Here is a 17284-nt window from a genome sequence, read left to right as displayed (position 1 = left end):
CCCTCAGAAGGTGTGCTCGGGTCCGGGGAACGTGCCACCGCGGACGTCGTCGGCGTAGGCCCGGGCCGCGTCGAGCAGGACGCCGTGCAGGTCGGCGTACTGCTTGACGAACGTCGCCATCCGCCCGGTGCGCAGGCCGAACGCGTCCTGCCAGACCAGCACCTGCCCGTCGCAGCGGTTGCCGGCACCGATCCCGATCGTGGGGATGGTCAGCTCCTCGGTGACCTCGGCCGCCACGTCGCCGGGGACCATCTCCATGACCACCGCGAACGCGCCGGCGGCCTCGACCGCCTTCGCGTCGGCGAGGATCCTCGCGGCGGCCTCGCCGCGGCCCTGGACCCGGTAGCCGCCGAGGCTGTGCTCGCTCTGCGGGGTGAAGCCGATGTGCGCCATCACCGGGATGCCACCCTGCGCCATCAGCTCGATCTGGGGGACCATCTCGCGTCCGCCCTCGAGCTTCACGCAGTGGGCGCCGGCCTCCTTCATGAACCGCACCGCGGTGTGGAAGGCCTGCTCGGGGGAGGCCTGGTAGGAGCCGAACGGCAGGTCGCCCACGACCAGCGCGCGGGTGACGGAGCGGGCCACGGCCCGGGTCAGCGGGAGCAGCTCGTCGACCGTGACCGGCAGCGAGGTCTCGTTGCCGTAGACGTTGTTGGAGGCCGAGTCGCCGACCAGCAGCACCTCGATGCCGGCCTCGTCGAACGTGGCCGCGGTGTACATATCGTAGGCGGTGAGCATCGTGAACCGCTCACCGCGCTCCTTCATCTCGCGCAGGTGCTGGGTGCGGATCCGCTTGATCTCGCTCATCGGTGTCTCCTCGTCGCTCTCGTGGCTCCTCGCGGAGTCCCCGGACCTCGACTCAGGCTAGCCCCGCGGAGGGGTGGTGCGGCTGTGGCGCCGCTCACGCCGCGGGTGCCGCGGGGGACCGATCCCGGGCAGAATGCGGTCATGAGCTCCCTGATCGACAAGGCCGCCGCCACCTACGCCGTGATCGGGGCGGTCGCGATCGTCCGGCCGGAGCTGGTGCCGGTGCTGTTCGGGGGCTCGGCCGACACCGTCGACGCGCGCACCGAGATCCGGTCCGTGTACGGCGGGCTGCCGCTCGCGATCGCCGCCAGCCTGGTGGCGGCGCCGTCGCGGACCGCCCTCCCCATGGGCGTGCTGAGCGCGGGGATGGCGGCCGGTCGACTCGCCTCGGTGGCGATCGAGGCCGAGCCTCCGGGTGCCGTCACCAAGCTCTTCCTCGGAGTGGAGACGGCCCTGGCCGTGGCGCTGTTCGCCGGTGCCGCGGGCCTGCGGCGGCGGTGCTCCGACTGAGCCGACCCGGTCAGGTCGACGGCTGCTCGCCGGCGGTGCCCGCGTTGCGCTGCTGGGCCTCCCGCTCGGACGCACCCTGCTGTGCCTCCGGGTCCTCGGTGGGGGCCGGCGGCTGGTCGGTGCCCTCGGGTCGGGTGACCCGGGTCGTCTCCGGGCCCGGGTCCGGGGCGGGGGTGCCGGGCGTCGGCGCCGCGGCGGGGGCGTCGTCGGTGCGCTGCGGCCCACCGGGCGGTGCCGGGGCGTCCAGCCCGCCCGGGCCGTGCGGGTCGGTGGGGCCCTGTGGCTTGTCGTCGTGGCTCATGGCCGGACCGTACCCATCCCCGGCGCCTCCGAACCGGGGTCGCCGGGCGGCGGACCGCGGCGGCCGTAGTCACGCCCGACCGTGCAGACCCGCACCCGGTAGTCGGCGTACCAGGCATCCCGACCGCGACGCTGGGCGACCAGGTGCTCGGCGACCCGCTTCCACGCGGCCGCGGCCGCGGCGTCGACCCAGTAGGACACGGTGATCCCGAGCGGGTCGTGCGCGCTCTCCACGCCGAGGTAGCCGGGCTGCCGGGCGGCCAGGGCGAACATCCGCGCCGCCGTCTGGTCGTATCCCTCGTCCCGGTCGCTGCGCACCGAGGTGAAGATCACGGCGGTGTACGGCGGCTCCGGGGTCTCGGCGATGCTCATGCGACCAGTGTGCCGGGCCCTAGACTCGGGACGTGGACTTCTACTCGGCCTACGCCCAGGGCTACGCCCGGGTCGCCGCCTGCACGGTGCCCGTCGCGATCGCGGACCCGCCCCGCAACGCGGCCGCGGTGCTCGCCGAGGCCCGGGCCTGTCACGAGGAGGGCGTGGCGGTCGCGGTCTTCCCCGAGCTTGTGCTCAGCGGCTACTCCATCGACGACCTGTTCCTGCAGGACACGCTGCTGGAGTCGGTCGAGCAGGCGATCGCCGAGATCGTGGCCGCCTCGACCGACCTGCTCCCGGTGCTGGTCGTCGGTGCCCCGCTCGTGCACGGCACCCGGCTCCTGAACTGTGCGGTGGTGATCCATCGCGGGCGGGTGCTCGGCGTGGCCCCGAAGTCCTACCTGCCGACCTACCGGGAGTTCTACGAGCGCCGCTGGTTCGCCCCCGGGGACGACCGGCGGGGGAGCCTCATCGACCTGGCCGGGCAGCACGACGTACCGCTCGGCCCGGACCTGGTCTTCGCGGCCTCCGACGTGCCGGGACTGCGACTGCACGTCGAGGTGTGCGAGGACATGTGGGTGCCGGTGCCGCCCAGCGCCGAGGCCGCACTCGCCGGGGCCACCGTGCTGGCGAACCTCTCCGGCAGCCCGATCACGGTGGCCCGGGCCGAGGACCGCCGGCTGCTGGTGCGCAGTGCCAGCATGCGCTGCCTCGCGGCGTACCTGTACGCCGCCGCCGGCCAGGGCGAGTCGACCACGGACCTGTCGTGGGACGGCCAGACGATGGTCTACGAGGTGGGCGAGCTGCTCGCCGAGTCCGAGCGCTTCCCCGAGGGTCCGCGGCGCAGCGTGGCCGACGTGGACCTGGACCGGATCCGGCAGGAGCGGCTGCGGCAGGGGACCTTCGACGACAACCGGCGGGGGACGGGTCTCGACACGGTCGCTGCGCGACCTGCTCGACCACCGGACACGGTCGCTCGACCGGCTGACGGGGGGTTCCGGACGGTGCCGTTCACGCTCGACCCACCCGGCGGCGACCTCGGGCTGCGGCGCAAGGTCGACCGGTTCCCGTTCGTGCCCGACGACCCCGAGCGGCTGGCGCTGGACTGCTACGAGGCCTACCACATCCAGGTCGCGGGACTCGAGCAGCGGCTGCACGCCATCGGCCAGCCCAAGGTCGTGGTCGGCGTCTCCGGCGGACTGGACTCGACGCACGCGCTGATCGTCGCGGCCCGCACCATGGACCGGCTGGGTCGGCCGCGCAGCGACATCCACGCATTCACCCTGCCGGGCTTCGCGACCGGTGAGACCACGAAGTCCTACGCCACCCGGCTGGCCAAGGCGCTCGGCGTCACCTTCGAGGAGATCGACATCCGGCCCGCCGCGCGCCGGATGCTCGACGACCTCGACCACCCCTACGCCGACGGCGAGCCCGTCTACGACGTCACGTTCGAGAACGTCCAGGCCGGCCTGCGCACCGACTACCTCTTCCGGCTCGCCAACCACCGCCGCGGGATCGTGCTCGGCACCGGCGACCTCTCCGAGCTCGCGCTGGGCTGGTGCACCTACGGCGTGGGCGACCAGATGTCGCACTACAACGTCAACGCCGGGGTGCCCAAGACCCTGATCCAGCACCTGATCCGGTGGGTGATCTCCAGCGAGGGCCTCGGCGGCGACGCCGAGGAGGTGCTGCAGGAGATCCTGGACCAGGAGATCACCCCGGAGCTGGTGCCCACCGAGGACGGCGACCGCCCACAGGCGACCGAGGACGCCGTCGGGCCCTACGCGCTGCAGGACTTCACGCTGCACCAGGTGATCCGGCACGGCCGCCGGCCCAGCCGGATCGCGTTCCTGGCCTGGCACGCCTGGCGGGACGCCGCCGCCGGGGCCTGGCCGCCCGGCTTCGACCGGGACCGGCGGGTGGCCTACGACCTGCCCACGATCCGGCACTGGCTCCAGGTGTTCACCCGCCGGTTCTTCGCCAGCCAGTTCAAGCGCTCGGCGCTGCCGAACGGGCCCAAGGTCAGCGCCGGCGGGACCATGTCGCCGCGCGGCGACTGGCGGATGCCCTCGGACGCCGGCGCTGCCGCCTGGCTGGCCGAGATCGAGAACGTCCCCGACCAGCCGGGGCCTGCGCCCGAGGGCTGAGTCGGTCGCGGACCGGTGCCCGCCGATGGTCCATAGTGGGGCCCATGGGCAAGCAGGAAGACTTCGTTCTCCGCGCTCTCGAGGAGCGTGACGTCCGGTTCGTCCGGCTCTGGTTCACCGACGTGCTCGGGTTCCTCAAGTCGGTCGCGGTCGCCCCGGCGGAGCTCGAGGGCGCCTTCGACGAGGGGATCGGCTTCGACGGCTCGGCCATCGAGGGCTTCGCCCGGGTGCACGAGGCGGACATGCTCGCCCGGCCCGACCCGGCGACGTTCCAGATCCTCCCGTGGCGCGGCGAGGGGCCCTCCACGGCCCGGATGTTCTGCGACATCGTCATGCCCGACGGCAGCCCGTCCTACGCCGACCCGCGCTACGTCCTCAAGCGGACGCTCTCGGCCGCCGCCGACAAGGGCTTCACCTTCTACACCCACCCCGAGATCGAGTTCTACCTGTTCAAGGACACCCCGAACGCCGGCGACGACCCGGTCCCGGTCGACCGCAGCGGCTACTTCGACCACACCGCGCAGTCGCAGGGCGCGGACTTCCGTCGCGAGGCGATCGCGATGCTGGAGTCGATGGGGATCTCGGTCGAGTTCAGCCACCACGAGGCCGGTCCCGGCCAGCAGGAGATCGACCTGCGGTACGCCGACGCGCTGAGCACCGCCGACAACATCATGACCTTCCGCACGGTGATCCGGGAGGTGGCGCTGAACCAGGGCATCTGGGCGAGCTTCATGCCCAAGCCGTTCACCACCCACCCCGGGTCGGGCATGCACACCCACGTCTCGCTGTTCGAGGGGGACCAGAACGCGTTCTTCGAGGCGGGCGCGGAGTACCAGCTCAGCCGGACCGGGCGGCAGTTCATCGCCGGCGTCCTGCGGCACGCCAGCGAGATCACCTGCGTCACCAACCAGTGGGTGAACAGCTACAAGCGGCTGATCGGCGGGGGCGAGGCGCCGTCGTACATCAGCTGGGGCCACAACAACCGGTCGGCGATGATCCGGGTCCCGATGTACAAGCCCAACAAGGGCCAGTCCACGCGCGTCGAGCTGCGCACGATCGACGCCGCGTGCAACCCCTACCTCGCGTTCGCGGTCACGCTGGCCGCCGGGATGAAGGGCATCGAGGAGGACTACCAGCTCCCCCGCGAGGCCGAGGACGACGTCTGGTCGCTCAACGAGCGGGAGCGCCGGAGCCTGGGCATCCAGCCACTCCCCAAGAGCCTGCACGACGCCATCGACATCGCCGAGAACTCCGAGCTGCTGGCGGAGACGCTGGGCGAGCACGTCTACGACTTCTTCCTCCGCAACAAGCACGCGGAGTGGGAGGAGTACCGCGGCCAGGTCTCGCCGTTCGAGCGGGACCGGATGCTGCCCGTGCTCTGAGATGCGAACCCTCCGTGCCGGCACCGAGGCACTCCTGTGGGCGGCCGTGGGGAGCGGCGCCCTGTGGCTGTTCCTGCTCCTCGACCTGCGCGCGCACGGCGAGCGCCCCGGAGCCCTGGTCGACACCGACGTCGCGCTCCGGGCCTCGCTGAGCGTGGTCGCCGTGATCGGCACCGCGGTGCCGACCCTCGCGGCGCGCCTGCTGGACTACGCCTCCGCCCGCATCGGCGCGGCGCTCACCGCGCTCGCGCTGCTCGTGACCAGCGCCGCCTGGTCCGGGGTCGTGGGCGGTGAGTTCCTCACCCTGCCGACCGTGCTGGTCGGCGCCGGGCTGGGGCTGCTGAGCCTCTCACCGGCACCCTGGGGGGCGGACCGCGGCCCCACCCCGCGGCCGGAGGTCCGGATCGGCCTGGCAGCACTCGCCGTCGTGCTGCTGGTGTACCCCGGGCTGGCGGGGCTCGCCGAGGCCTGGCGGCTCGGCCTGGTCACCCCGGTCGAGGACCCGCGTGCCGGCTGGGGGGCGCTGGTCCCGGCCGTCACCGTCACCCTCGCCTGCGTCGCGGCCCTCGTCCACCTGGCCCGGGCCGCTCCGGCCGGGGGTCCGCGGGTGCTGGTGGTCGAGCACGAGGCGGCCTGCCCGCCGGCCCACCTGGGGCGGTGGCTGGAGGAGGCCGGCTGCACGCTCGAGGTGTGTCGTCCCTATGCCGGAGACGCCCTGCCCGACCTCGCGCCGTACGACGCGCTGCTGGTGCTCGGCGGCTCGATGGGCGCGAACGACGACCGGGAGGTGTCCTGGCTCGGCCCGCTCAGGCAGCTGGTCCGGGAGGCGGTCGCCGCGGAGGTGCCCACGCTCGGGGTCTGCCTGGGCCACCAGGTCGTCGCGGCCGCGCTGGGCGGGCAGGTGCGGGCGAACCCCCGGGGCCAGCAGGTCGGGCTGCTCGACGTCGGCTGGCTGCCCGAGGCCGCGGACGACGAGCTCGTCGGCGGGATCGTGCCGCCCCGACGTGGCCTGCACTGGAACAGCGACATCGTCACCGAGCTGCCGGCCGGGGCCGTGCTGCTCGCCCGGACCCCCGAGCACGAGCCCCAGGTGGTGCGCTACGCGGCGCGGGCCTGGGGCATCCAGATGCACCCGGAGGTCGACCGCGCCCTGGTCCAGTCCTGGGCCGACGGGGACCGCGACGACCACCTGGAGCGGGGGATCGACCAGGACGGCGAGCTGGCCCGGCTCGAGGCCGCGGCCGACGAGCTCGCCGACGCCTGGCGGCCGATGGCGCTCGCGTTCGCCGCACTGGCGGGAGCAGCGCGGTGAGCCGGGCCTCCGGGCGGCCGACCAGCCGCACCGCCCTGCTCGGGCTGGGCTTCCAGGACCCGGCCACCGCCGCCGCCCGGCTCGCCGAGCTCGACCTCGACACCGCCCCGGTCACCGCGATCCTGGGTCGCACGGCCGACCCCGACCAGGCGTTGGCCGGGCTGGTCGGGCTGGTCGAGGCGCTCGGCGCCGACGGCCGAGCGGTGCTCGCCGAGATCGTCGACGACGAGGGCACCGCGATGCGGCTGCTGTCGGTGCTCGGCGCCAGCGTCGCCCTCACCGACCACCTGCACCGGCACCCCGAGCAGTGGCGCGAGCTGACCGACCCCGACCTGGGCTCCACCCGCCCGGCCGCCTACGCCGTGCGGGCCTGCCTGCTGCGCGCGGTCGGTGCCGATCCCGACGCCGACGCGCCCGTGGCCACCGTCCCGGACCGGGAGGCCAAGGACGCGCTGCGGGTGGAGTACCGCCGGATCCTGCTCCGGATGGCGGCCCGCGACCTCGCCCACCACGTGGGTCTGGACGACATCGCGGCCGAGATCTCCGACCTGGCGGCCGGCACCCTCGACGCCGCGCTCGCCGTGGCCCGCGCCCACGTCGGGGAGGCCGCCGCACAGGCCAGGCTGGCGGTCATCGCGATGGGCAAGTGCGGCGGCCACGAGCTGAACTACATCAGCGACGTCGACGTGATCTTCGTGCACGAGCCCGCCGAGGGCGCCACCGAGAACGGCGCCACCCGGGTGGCGACCCAGCTCGCGTCGTACCTCATGCAGGTCTGCTCGGACCAGACCGCCGAGGGCACGATCTGGCCGGTCGACGCGGCCCTGCGTCCTGAGGGCAAGGCCGGCCCGCTGGTGCGCACGCTGGCCAGCCACCGCGGCTACTACGAGCGGTGGGCGAGCACCTGGGAGTTCCAGGCGCTGCTGAAGGCCCGCCCGGTGGCCGGTGACCCGGACCTCGGCCGGGAGTACGCCCGGATGGTGGAGCCGATGGTGTGGTCGGTCGCCGGCCGGGACGGCTTCGTGGAGGGGGTCCAGGCGATGCGCCGGCGGGTCCTGGACCACATCCCCACCCACGAGGCCGAGCGCCAGCTCAAGCTCGGCTCCGGCGGCCTCCGCGACGTCGAGTTCGCCGTGCAGCTCCTGCAGCTCGTGCACGGCCGCGGCGACGAGCGGATCCGGGTCGCCACGACGCTCAGCGCGCTCGCCGAGCTCACCAGGGGCGGGTACGTCGGACGCGAGGACGGGCAGGCCATGCACGAGGCCTACGTGTTCCTCCGGACGCTGGAGCACCGGATCCAGCTCTACCAGCTGCGCCGCACCCACGTCGTACCCGAGGACGACGCGTCGCTGCGCCGCCTCGGCCGGTCGCTGGGCTATCTCAAGGACCCGGTCGCCGAGCTGGACCGGGCCTGGCGGCACCACCGCCGCGAGGTCCGCCGGCTGCACGAGAAGCTGTTCTACCGCCCCCTGCTCAGCGCGGTCGCGAAGATCCCGGGGGAGGGGGTGCGGCTCTCCACCGACGCCGCCAAGGCCCGGCTGCACGCACTCGGCTACGAGGACCCGGCCGCCGCGCTCCGGCACCTGGAGGCGATGACCAGCGGCGTCTCCCGGACCGCCTCGATCCAGCGGACCCTGCTGCCGGTCATGCTCGAGTGGTTCGCCGACGCACCGGACCCGGACGCCGGGCTGTTCGGCTTCCGGCGGATCAGCGAGGCCCTGGGCTCGACGACGTGGTACCTCCGGCTGCTGCGCGACGAGGGCGAGGTCGCCCAGCGGCTGGCGCAGATCCTCGCCACCTCGCGCTACACCACCGCGCTGCTCGAGCGCGAGCCGGACGGGGTCAAGCTGCTCGGCGGCGACCTGCGACCGCTCACCTCCGACGCCCTGACCACCGAGATGCTCGCCTCGGCACGCCGCAAGGAGTCGCTGGAGGAGCAGGTGCGGGCGATCCGCGCGGTCCGCCGCCGGGAGCTGGTCCGGATCTCGGCGGGGGACCTGGCCGGCGACCTCGACGTGGTCGCCGTCGGCGCCGGCCTGTCCAACCTGACCGACGCCACCCTGGAGGCCACGCTGGCGGTGGTGGGTGCCTCCGTGGGCGAGCAGCGGTCGCTGTCCGAGCCGCCCACCCGGATGGCGCTGGTCGCGATGGGCCGGTACGGCGGCTTCGAGCTGTCCTACGGCTCCGACGCCGACGTCATGTTCGTCCACGACCCGCTCCCGGACGTCGAGCCGCAGGCGGCGGCCGGCTACGCGCAGGCCGTGGCCAACGAGATGCGCCGGCTGCTCAGCGCGCCGGCGTCCGACCCGCCGTTGGAGGTGGACGCCGACCTGCGGCCGGAGGGCAAGCAGGGTCCCCTGGTGCGCAGCCTGGAGTCCTACGCCGCCTACTACGCCAAGTGGTCCCGGGTGTGGGAGTTCCAGGCGCTGCTGCGCGCCGACGCCGTCGTCGGGGACCCCGACCTGAGGCGGCGGTTCACCGAGCTGATCGACCCGCTGAGGTTCCCGGAGGGCGGGATCAGCTCGGACGACGTGATCGAGGTGCGCCGGATCAAGGCCCGCGTGGACGACGAGCGGCTGCCGCGCGGGGCGGATCCGAACACCCATCTCAAGCTGGGTCGGGGCGGCCTGGCCGACATCGAGTGGACCGTCCAGCTCCTGCAGATGCAGCACGCCGGGGAGCACGAGGGGCTGCGCACCCCGCGCACGCTGGAGGCCCTCCGGGCAGCCCACGAGGCGGGTCTGGTCTCCGAGGCGGACGGCGAGGTGCTCCAGCGCGCCTGGCGGCTGGTCAGCGCCGTGCGGAACGCGGTGACGCTGGTGCGCGGCAAGCAGGCCGACCAGGTGCCCAGCGACCCCGCGGAGAGGGCCGGCGTCGCCGCGGTGCTCGGCTACCCGCCGGGTCGGAGCGAGGCCATGGTCAACGACTACCTGCGCACCACCCGGCGGGCGCGCACGGTCGTGGACCGCGTCTTCTGGGACTGAACCGTCGCACCTCGGCGGCTACAGTCGCCACACGCGTGGAACGGGCCCGATGCCCGATCGCCCCACAGGAGGACCGATGGTGCAGGAAACCGCAGACGGTACGCCGGCCCGGGCCACGGAGCTGCTCCGGCTGCACCGGGACCCGGCTCTGCTGAGCGTGGTCAACGTCTGGGACGTGATCAGCGCCGAGGTGGTGGCCGCCGTCGACGGCACCCGTGCCCTCGCCACGGCCAGCCACTCGATCGCCTCGTCGCTCGGCTACGAGGACGGCGAGCGGATCCCGGTCGACCTCATGCTCGAGGCGGTCGGGCGGATCGTGGCGAGCACCGACCTGCCGGTCTCCGCCGACCTCGAGGGCGGCTACGGCGACGCCGCCGAGACCGTGCGCCGGGCGATCGGGCTGGGTGTCGTGGGCGCCAACATCGAGGACCAGATGAAGCCGGTCGCCGAGGCAGCGGCGCAGGTGGAGGCGATCATGCGCGCCGCGGAGGCGGAGGGCGTCCCGGACTTCGTGCTCAACGCCCGCACCGATGCCTTCGCCCTCGGGCGCGGCCGGGACAAGGCGGAGGTGCTCGCCGACGCGGTCGAGCGGGGCCGGGCGTTCCTCGACGCCGGTGCCCCCGTCGTGTTCGTGCCGGCCCGGCTCGACGAGCAGCAGGTCACGACGCTGGTCGACGCGTTCGGCCCGCAGCGGCTGACGACGATCGCGATCCCCGGCACCCCGCCCCTCGCCCGGCTCGAGGAGCTCGGCGTCGCCCGGGTCTCGTTCGGCCCGATGTCGCAGAACGTCGCGCTGACCGCGCTCCAGGAGCTGGTCGAGGAGGTCCAGCGGGGCGGGGGAGTGCCGCCCACCATGCGGGTGCTCAACTGAGCTGTTCTGAGAGGATCTCGGGCGTGGGGGCATCGGTGACGGCGTGGCGCTGGCCGCGGGCCGCGGCGTTGGCCTCGGTGGCGATGTTCGCCGGGCTCACCGGGCACGTGCAGGCCGACGGGCTGCTCCCGGGTGTCGGGTCCCTGGTGGCCCTCTTCCTGCTGTGCCTCCTCGGCGCCGCCTCCCTCCTGGGTGCCCCCGCCTCGGCGGCGCGGGTCGTGGCCCTCACGGTGGGCGGGCAGACACTCGTCCACGCGGCACTGACCATGTCCGCCGGGCACGCCGGCGACGGGCCGGTCGCGGCCCGCCCCGTGCCGGTGCACCCGACGCCGTCCCCGCCCGCGTCAGGCGGCTCGTTCCACGACCACTACCTCGACAGTCGGCCGCAGGTGGACGCCGAGCTCGTGGTGCCGGCGTCCGTGCGACACCTCGCCGCCGACCTGACCCAGAACACCTCCATGATGGCGGCCCACCTGGCGGCCGCGGTGGTCGTCGGACTGTGGCTGGCCATCGGCGAGCGCGCCCTGTGCACTCTCCTGGCGCTCGCGGTGCGCGCCCTCGTCCCGCGACTCGGGCTCGTGGCGCCGCCGGGATCCCGACCGGCACCAGTGCCCGACCCAGGCTCGGTCCCCTCCTCACCGCACCTCCCGACGCTGGCGCGCAGCGTCGTACGCCGCGGGCCCCCGGCTCGCCTCGGCTGATCGCATCCGTTCCCTCCGCCGCCTCCGCGGCCGCTCCGGCGTGCCCGCGTGCGGTGGCGATCCTGCATCCTCCGAGGAGAGACATGTCCACCTCTGCACGGCCCGGGTGGTTCCGGGCATTCTGGCGCTGGCACTTCTACGCCGCGTTCCTCGTCGTCCCCGTCCTGCTGGTGCTGGCGACCACCGGCCTGATCTACCTGTTCCGCTTCCAGCTCGAGCCCCTGATGCACGCAGACCTCCTGCGGGTCGACCAGCCCGCGGACGTCGACATCACCCAGCCGTACGCCGTCCAGCAGGCCGCGGTGGAGCGCGAGCTCCCCGACAGCACCGTCGTGGCCATGACCGAGCCCGGCGGCCCGGACGAGAGCACCCGGTTCTCCGTCGTCCGCGCGGACGGCTCCGGCCACGACGTGTACGTCGACCCGTGGCGCGCGGACGTCCTCGGCAGCCTGGATCCGGACACCACGCTGTCCGGGACCGCGGTGCGGCTGCACGCGGACCTGATGTCGGGAGTGTGGGGCGACCGGCTGATCGAGCTGGCCGCGTGCTGGGCGATCGTCATGGCGCTCACCGGCTACTTCCTGTTCTTCAAGGGGCGGGCGGCACGGCGTCGGAGCCGCGCGCCCGGCGCCCGGCTGCGGTCCAGGCACGCGGCCGTGGGCTCGGTGGTCGGACTCGGCCTGCTCCTGCTGCTGGTCTCGGGGCTTCCGTGGACCGGCTTCTGGGGAGCCCAGGCCCAACAGTTGGCGACCGACCGTGGAGGCTCGTTGTGGAGCACCGACCCCGGTGCGATCTCCGACCCGACCAGCACCCTCGACGAGTCGTTGCCGCACAGCCACGCCCGGGAGGTGCCGTGGGGGATGGGCAAGAGCGAGGTGCCCGGCGGTCGGGGCTCGGCGTCCGGTGAGTCGGCCGGGGACGGCTCCAGGGCGAACGTCGACACCGCGGTGGCCGTCGCTGATCGGGAGGGCCTGCGGCACCCGGTCACCGTCGCCCTGCCCGAGGCCGACGACGGAGTGTTCTCGGTCATCGGCTACGCCTTCGACGCCCCCTCGCAGGAGCGCACCGTGCACGTGGACCGGTTCGGCGGCGACGTGGTCTCGTCGTACGGCTTCTCCGACTACCCGGTGCTGGCGAAGGTGGTCTCCCAGGGGATCGGGCTGCACGAGGGCCGCAGCCTGGGCCTGTGGTCCTTCTGGGGCGCGGCGCTCATGTGCGTCGCCGTCATCACCAGTTGCGTGAGCGGCCTGACCATGTGGTGGCGCCGCCGACCTGCGGGCTCGGTGGGCGCGCCGCGGGGCCGGATGCCGGTGCGGTCCTCACCGGTCCTGCTCGGCGGGCTGGTCGTGCTCGGGGTGCTGCTGCCGTTCTTCGGGCTCTCGCTGGCGCTGGTCCTGGCCCTCGACCTGCTGGTCGTGCGCCGTGTCCCGTGGCTTTCCGAGCGACTCAACGCCGCCTGAGCGGACCTCGGTGGTGGCCCGCGCCCGGGTCACCACCGAGGGTGGTCACCAGGGACGCGGTCACCAGGGGCTGGGCGCGAAGTCCTTGAGGAAGCAGCCGTGCAGGTCCTCGCCGGCCTCGCCGCGCACGATCGGGTCGTAGACCCGGGCCGCGCCGTCGACCAGGTCCAGCGGTGCGTGCCAGCCCTCCGCGGCGATCCGGAGCTTCTCCTGGTGCGGCCGCTCGTCGGTGATCCACCCGGTGTCGACCGCGGTCATGAGGATCCCGTCGGTCTCCAGCATCTCGCCGGCACTGGTCCGGGTCAGCATGTTCAGCGCGGCCTTCGCCATGTTCGTGTGCGGGTGCCCCGGCCCCTTGTAGGTGCGCGAGAACTGCCCCTCCATCGCGGAGACGTTGACGACGTACCGGCGCCGGGCCTGCGCCGCGCGCATCGCCGGACGCAGCCGGGAGATCAGCAGGAACGGCGCGGTGGCGTTGCACAGCTGCACCTCGAGCAGCTCCAGCGGGTCGACGTCCTCGACCTTCTGCGTCCACGAGTTCTCGCGGGCCAGGTCGGGGAGCAGCCCGCCGGCGTCCACCGCGGAGCCGTCCAGGTGGGCGGCCAGACTGGCCCCGCCGGCGGCCAGGGGGAGCGTGGACAGGGTGGCGGCGTCGTGCGCGGCCAGGGCGTCGGCCACCGACTCCCCGTCGTGGTGCGCGACCTGCTGACGCCGCAGCGTCCCGGCCAGCGCCGCGGGGTGCGCCTCGCTGATCCGGTCGAAGGTGATCATCTCGGGCAGGGCGACCCCGGTCGGGAGCGGCGCGGCCTCGAGGTCGGCCAGCCGACCGTAGGCGCCGGGGGAGCGGCGTACGGTCTGGGCGGCGTTGTTGATGAGGATGTCGAGGGGACCGGCCGCCGCGACCTCGTCGGCCAGTGACAGCACCTGGGTCGGGTCCCGCAGGTCGATGCCGACGATCCGCAGCCGGTGCAGCCAGTCCGAGGAGTCCTCGAGGGCGGCGAAGCGGCGCACCGCGTCCTTGGGGAACCGGGTCGTGATCGTGGTGTGGGCGCCGTCGCGCAGCAGCCGCAGAGCGATGTACATGCCGATCTTGGCGCGGCCGCCGGTGAGCAGCGCCCGCCGGCCGGTGAGGTCGGTGCGCTGGTCGCGCTTGGCGTGCGAGAAGGCCGCGCAGGACGGGCACAGCCAGTGGTAGAACGCGTCCACGAGCGTGTAGTCGTGCTTGCAGATGTAGCAGCCGCGCGGGTTGATCAGCTCCCCGGCGAAGGCACCCGGCGCGGTTGAGGTGAGCGGGATGCCCCGGGTCTCGTCGTCGATCCGCATCGGGGACCCGGTCGCCGTGGCCTCGGTGACCGCCCGGTCGGCGGCCAGCTCGGCCTCTCGCTTGCGGGTGCGACGCTCCCGCTTGAGCGCCTTGTACATGTGCGACGCGGCGTGCTTGACCGTCCGGACGTCGGCGTGCCCGTCGGGCAGGTGGTGGAGCTGGCGGAGGACCCGGACGGTGGTCGCCAGGTCGTCGGGGTCGATGCGCTGGTTGGTCCCCGGCGCGGGGTCGGCCGCGGGGTCACCTGCGGGCCCGGCTGCGGCGTCGGTGGTGGTCACCGGGGAATGGTAGGGCCCGCGATCGTGGCGCGGACGGGCGAGTCTCTACGTTCTGCAGGTTCTGAGGTCAGGAATCCTGCAGAACGTAGAGACTGACGCCCCGTCGTGGGTCAGCGTGTCAGCGGCGAGGCGCGGACGACTTCACCCGCGGCCGCACCACGAACAGCCCCTCCTCGGTGCCCGTCATCACGACGTTGCCGGAGTCGAAGTAGGGGTAGTTGCTCCAGGTGCCCGCGAACTTCGTCTCGTCGTCCTGCGGGTAGCTGTCGAACCAGCCGATCTGCTTCATCCGGCCCTGGTCGAGCTTGTAGGAGTCGAACATCCGCAGCCCGCTGGTGTAGTTGGACTCGTAGACGACCTTGTCCTTGATGAAGATGTTGTGGTCGATCGAGTCCAAGCCGCTGCTGCCGGTGCCGGTCAGCTGCGGGTCGTCGAGGTCCTTCATGTCGAAGATGTACGTCGTGGTCTCCTCGACGGTGCCCCGGAGCTCGTCGAGCTCGTCACCCATGAGGAAGTAGGCGTGGTCCTCGGTGAACCAGCCCTGGTGGGTGTAGGACGCGGTGTCGTAGGGCACCCGCGCGATCATCCGGACGTCGGTCGGGTCGGTGGCGTCCAGCACGGTGACGGTGTCCTCGTTGGAGGCGCTGCAGATCTCACGCCCGGTGTAGTCGCTGTCTGGGCCGTGGTAGGTCACGCACTGGATGTCGTGGGTGTAGCCGTCGCCGCCGTAGCAGCCCGCCACCTCCGGGTTCGCCGGGTCGTCGAGGTCGATGAGGATCGGGCCGCCGTTCACGCCGGGGCAGGCGGTCGTGTCCCGTCGGGCGCCGACGACGTAGGCCATCCCGGAGTCCTCGTTGACGGCCAGGTTGTGCACCTGGCCGAAGCCGCCCAGCCAGTTGTCCTCGGTCCAGGTCTGCCGCTCGGTGGCGCCGCGGAGCCGGGTCAGGTCGAAGACCTGCATGCCGTGGCCGGCGTTCTCGCTGACGATGTAGGCGTGGTCGCGGTAGACCTTGATGTCGCGCCAGACGCCGCCACTGCCGACGGCGGTGTGCGTCGGCAGCACGCCGAGCACGGTCGGGTCCGAGGGGTTGGTGACGTCGACGAAGCCGGTGCCCTCGAAGAGGCCGACCAGCGCGTACTCACGACCGGTCTGCGGGTCGGTCCACCCCCAGACGTCGTTGGCCCACACCGAGTCGAACTCGGTGAGCGGCACGAAGGACTTCAGGTCCGTCTTGTGGCAGGGGAAGATCCCGGCCATGTCGTCCTCGCAACGGATGTCCGACATCCGCTGCATGGGTACGCCGGCCGGGCTGGGATCCTCCACGACCAGGTCGAACCCGGCCTCCTTGCCGGTCCCGTCGTGATCCGGGTGGGCGCTTCCGGGACTGCTGGTGGCGAGCGTGCCGGCGGCGCCGAGGATGACGGCGGCCGTGGCAGCGGTGATCGTGCGCAGGCGCATCTGTGACTCCCGAGATAGTCGATCGACCCGCTGTTGCGGGCCGGGACTCATCCAAACCCCAAGCCGCCCGAGGTGGCAAGGGGTACGGGTCGGCTCAGGCCCTGCGGTCCGCAGCTTCCCGGAGCCCGGAGCCTGCCGAACGCAGAGCCTGCTGGCCCGGGTGGGAGACCAGGGCCCGGTCGAGGTCGGCGATCAGGTCCTCGGGATCCTCCAGGCCGATCGAGAAGCGCACCAGGCTCGCCGAGGGCCGGGCCTCGGGCGCGACGGGTCGGTGGGTGAGCGCGGCCGGGTGCTGCACCAGCGAGTCGACCCCGCCGAGGGAGACGGCGTGCGTGAACAGGTCCACGGACGTGGTCAGCCGGTGCGCCGCGTCGTACCCGCCCCGCAGGGTGGCCGCGACCATCGCGCCGGAGCCCCGCATCTGGTGCTGGAGCAGCGACCGCGGGTCGCCCTCGCTGCCGGGGTAGTGGACCCGCTTGACGGCCGGGTGCCCGGCCAGCCAGCCGGCGACCTGCCGGGCCGAGGCCTGCTGGGCCCGGACTCGGATCGGCAGCGTGGTGAGACCGCGGTGCAGCAGGTAGGCGCCCATCGGGTGCAGCAGGCCGCCGGTCACGGCCCGGACCCGGCGCAGCGCCGAGGCGGTCTCCTCGCCGCAGGCGATGACGCCCGCGGTGACGTCGCCGTGGCCGCCGAGGTACTTCGTGGCGCTGTGCAGCGACATCGCGGCACCCAGGGTGACCGGGTTCTGCAGGATCGGGGTGGCGAACGTGTTGTCGACCAGCACGGGCACGTCGCCGGCCTGGGCGACCACGCCGCGGATGTCGACCAGGTCGAGGGTGGGGTTCGCCGGGGTCTCGAGGATCACCAGCGCGGTGTCCGGACGGATCGAGCGGGCGACGTCCTGCTCGTCGCAGAAGGTCACCTCCACGCCCAGGAGACCGGAGTCGAGGAGGTGGTCGGTGCCGCCGTACAGGGGGCGGACCGCGACGACGTGCCGCCGCTGCGAGAAGGCGGTGCTGGCCAGGACCGCGGCGGTCATGGCCGCCATGCCGGAGGAGAAGGCGACCGCGGTGCTGGCGTGCTCGAGCTCGGCGAGCGCCGTCTCGAACCGGGCGACGGTGGGGTTCCAGAGGCGGGAGTAGACCGACCCGCCCTCGGGCACCGGGTAGCCACCGGTCGCCATCGACTCGTAGGAGTCGCCGCCGGACTCGATGTCGGGCAGCGGGTTCGTCGAGGACAGGTCGATCGGCAGCGCGTGCACGCCGAGCTCCTTGAGGTCCTCGCGGCCACTGTGGACGGCGACGGAGTCGGGGCGCAGGCCAAGGGTGCTCATGACGCTAGGCTGGGGGATGGCGCAGGAATCCACCAGTTGTGCTG

Annotated in this window: 14 protein-coding genes; 8 read left to right on the top strand and 6 right to left on the bottom strand. The window is 73.3% G+C overall.

The genetic code is table 11. The annotated features are described in order from the left end of the window. Nucleotides 1-3 precede the first annotated feature (3 nt). Nucleotides 4-807 carry a 3-methyl-2-oxobutanoate hydroxymethyltransferase gene (gene panB / locus IE331_RS09825; protein WP_192142940.1) on the bottom strand — a complete coding sequence of 268 codons (804 nt, stop codon included), beginning with the start codon at nucleotides 805-807 and terminating at the stop codon, nucleotides 4-6. 141 nt (nucleotides 808-948) lie between these two features. On the opposite strand from panB, the gene IE331_RS09820 reads away from it, so the two are divergent. Continuing rightward, nucleotides 949-1317, top strand: coding sequence for a DUF4345 family protein (locus IE331_RS09820; RefSeq protein ID WP_192142938.1), 369 nt, complete (start codon nucleotides 949-951; stop codon nucleotides 1315-1317). 10 nt (nucleotides 1318-1327) lie between these two features. Here the strand turns inward: IE331_RS09820 and IE331_RS09815 are convergent, their stop codons facing one another. Then, the gene (locus IE331_RS09815) at nucleotides 1328-1618 is read right to left on the bottom strand and encodes a hypothetical protein (RefSeq protein ID WP_192142935.1); all 291 of its coding nucleotides are present in this window, start codon (nucleotides 1616-1618) and stop codon (nucleotides 1328-1330) included. After that, nucleotides 1615-1989 (bottom strand): antibiotic biosynthesis monooxygenase family protein, encoded by a 375-nt coding sequence (locus IE331_RS09810; RefSeq protein WP_192142933.1) that lies wholly within the window; start codon nucleotides 1987-1989, stop codon nucleotides 1615-1617. The genes IE331_RS09815 and IE331_RS09810 overlap by 4 nt, the downstream gene beginning before the upstream one ends. Before the next feature lie 32 nt (nucleotides 1990-2021). Between IE331_RS09810 and IE331_RS09805 the strand changes: the two genes are divergently transcribed. From IE331_RS09805 to IE331_RS09775, 7 genes are all read left to right on the top strand, one after another. Then, nucleotides 2022-4136 carry an NAD(+) synthase gene (locus tag IE331_RS09805; protein WP_192142931.1) on the top strand — a complete coding sequence of 705 codons (2115 nt, stop codon included), beginning with the start codon at nucleotides 2022-2024 and terminating at the stop codon, nucleotides 4134-4136. Nucleotides 4137-4180: 44 nt separating this feature from the next. Then, nucleotides 4181-5518, top strand: a complete 1338-nt coding sequence (glnA, locus tag IE331_RS09800) for a type I glutamate--ammonia ligase (protein WP_192142929.1) — start codon at nucleotides 4181-4183, stop codon at nucleotides 5516-5518. 1 nt (nucleotide 5519) lies between these two features. Continuing rightward, nucleotides 5520-6830, top strand: a complete 1311-nt coding sequence (locus IE331_RS09795) for a type 1 glutamine amidotransferase (protein ID WP_192142927.1) — start codon at nucleotides 5520-5522, stop codon at nucleotides 6828-6830. Then, nucleotides 6827-9814: a bifunctional [glutamine synthetase] adenylyltransferase/[glutamine synthetase]-adenylyl-L-tyrosine phosphorylase gene (locus tag IE331_RS09790; protein ID WP_192142925.1), complete on the top strand. Its 2988-nt coding sequence runs from the start codon at nucleotides 6827-6829 to the stop codon at nucleotides 9812-9814. The genes IE331_RS09795 and IE331_RS09790 overlap by 4 nt, the downstream gene beginning before the upstream one ends. A gap of 76 nt (nucleotides 9815-9890) precedes the next feature. Then, nucleotides 9891-10685, top strand: coding sequence for an isocitrate lyase/PEP mutase family protein (locus IE331_RS09785; RefSeq protein ID WP_192142923.1), 795 nt, complete (start codon nucleotides 9891-9893; stop codon nucleotides 10683-10685). A 23-nt stretch (nucleotides 10686-10708) separates the two neighbouring features. Next, the gene (locus IE331_RS09780) at nucleotides 10709-11386 is read left to right on the top strand and encodes a hypothetical protein (protein WP_192142921.1); all 678 of its coding nucleotides are present in this window, start codon (nucleotides 10709-10711) and stop codon (nucleotides 11384-11386) included. A gap of 83 nt (nucleotides 11387-11469) precedes the next feature. Next, nucleotides 11470-12846 (top strand): PepSY-associated TM helix domain-containing protein, encoded by a 1377-nt coding sequence (locus tag IE331_RS09775; RefSeq protein WP_192142919.1) that lies wholly within the window; start codon nucleotides 11470-11472, stop codon nucleotides 12844-12846. Nucleotides 12847-12906: 60 nt separating this feature from the next. Here the strand turns inward: IE331_RS09775 and IE331_RS09770 are convergent, their stop codons facing one another. From IE331_RS09770 to IE331_RS09760, 3 genes are all read right to left on the bottom strand, one after another. Further along, entirely contained in the window at nucleotides 12907-14448 is a 1542-nt protein-coding gene (locus IE331_RS09770; RefSeq protein WP_192142917.1) for an SDR family NAD(P)-dependent oxidoreductase, read from the bottom strand. A gap of 118 nt (nucleotides 14449-14566) precedes the next feature. Then, entirely contained in the window at nucleotides 14567-15907 is a 1341-nt protein-coding gene (locus IE331_RS09765; protein WP_192142915.1) for a choice-of-anchor B family protein, read from the bottom strand. Nucleotides 15908-16001: 94 nt separating this feature from the next. Next, complete coding sequence (locus tag IE331_RS09760; protein WP_192142913.1) at nucleotides 16002-17240, bottom strand: trans-sulfuration enzyme family protein; 1239 nt, start codon at nucleotides 17238-17240, stop codon at nucleotides 16002-16004. Between the last annotated feature and the right edge of the window lie 44 nt (nucleotides 17241-17284).

The sequence above is a fragment of the Nocardioides donggukensis genome (genome assembly GCF_014842875.1).
Classification (GTDB): domain Bacteria; phylum Actinomycetota; class Actinomycetes; order Propionibacteriales; family Nocardioidaceae; genus Nocardioides; species Nocardioides donggukensis.
The sequence above is the reverse complement of the archived record's forward strand: the minus strand, read 5'-3'. Positions and strand labels throughout refer to the sequence as shown.

What these genes read in the sequence shown, in the direction of transcription:
- glnA (WP_192142929.1), top strand. Translation starts at nt 4,181, where the DNA reads ATGGGCAAGCAGGAAGACTTCGTTCTCCGCGCTCTCGAGGAGCGTGAC.
- IE331_RS09765 (WP_192142915.1), bottom strand. Translation starts at nt 15,907, where the DNA reads ATGCGCCTGCGCACGATCACCGCTGCCACGGCCGCCGTCATCCTCGGC.
- panB (WP_192142940.1), bottom strand. Translation starts at nt 807, where the DNA reads ATGAGCGAGATCAAGCGGATCCGCACCCAGCACCTGCGCGAGATGAAG.
- IE331_RS09815 (WP_192142935.1), bottom strand. Translation starts at nt 1,618, where the DNA reads ATGAGCCACGACGACAAGCCACAGGGCCCCACCGACCCGCACGGCCCG.
- IE331_RS09775 (WP_192142919.1), top strand. Translation starts at nt 11,470, where the DNA reads ATGTCCACCTCTGCACGGCCCGGGTGGTTCCGGGCATTCTGGCGCTGG.
- IE331_RS09795 (WP_192142927.1), top strand. Translation starts at nt 5,520, where the DNA reads ATGCGAACCCTCCGTGCCGGCACCGAGGCACTCCTGTGGGCGGCCGTG.
- IE331_RS09810 (WP_192142933.1), bottom strand. Translation starts at nt 1,989, where the DNA reads ATGAGCATCGCCGAGACCCCGGAGCCGCCGTACACCGCCGTGATCTTC.
- IE331_RS09820 (WP_192142938.1), top strand. Translation starts at nt 949, where the DNA reads ATGAGCTCCCTGATCGACAAGGCCGCCGCCACCTACGCCGTGATCGGG.
- IE331_RS09785 (WP_192142923.1), top strand. Translation starts at nt 9,891, where the DNA reads ATGGTGCAGGAAACCGCAGACGGTACGCCGGCCCGGGCCACGGAGCTG.
- IE331_RS09760 (WP_192142913.1), bottom strand. Translation starts at nt 17,240, where the DNA reads ATGAGCACCCTTGGCCTGCGCCCCGACTCCGTCGCCGTCCACAGTGGC.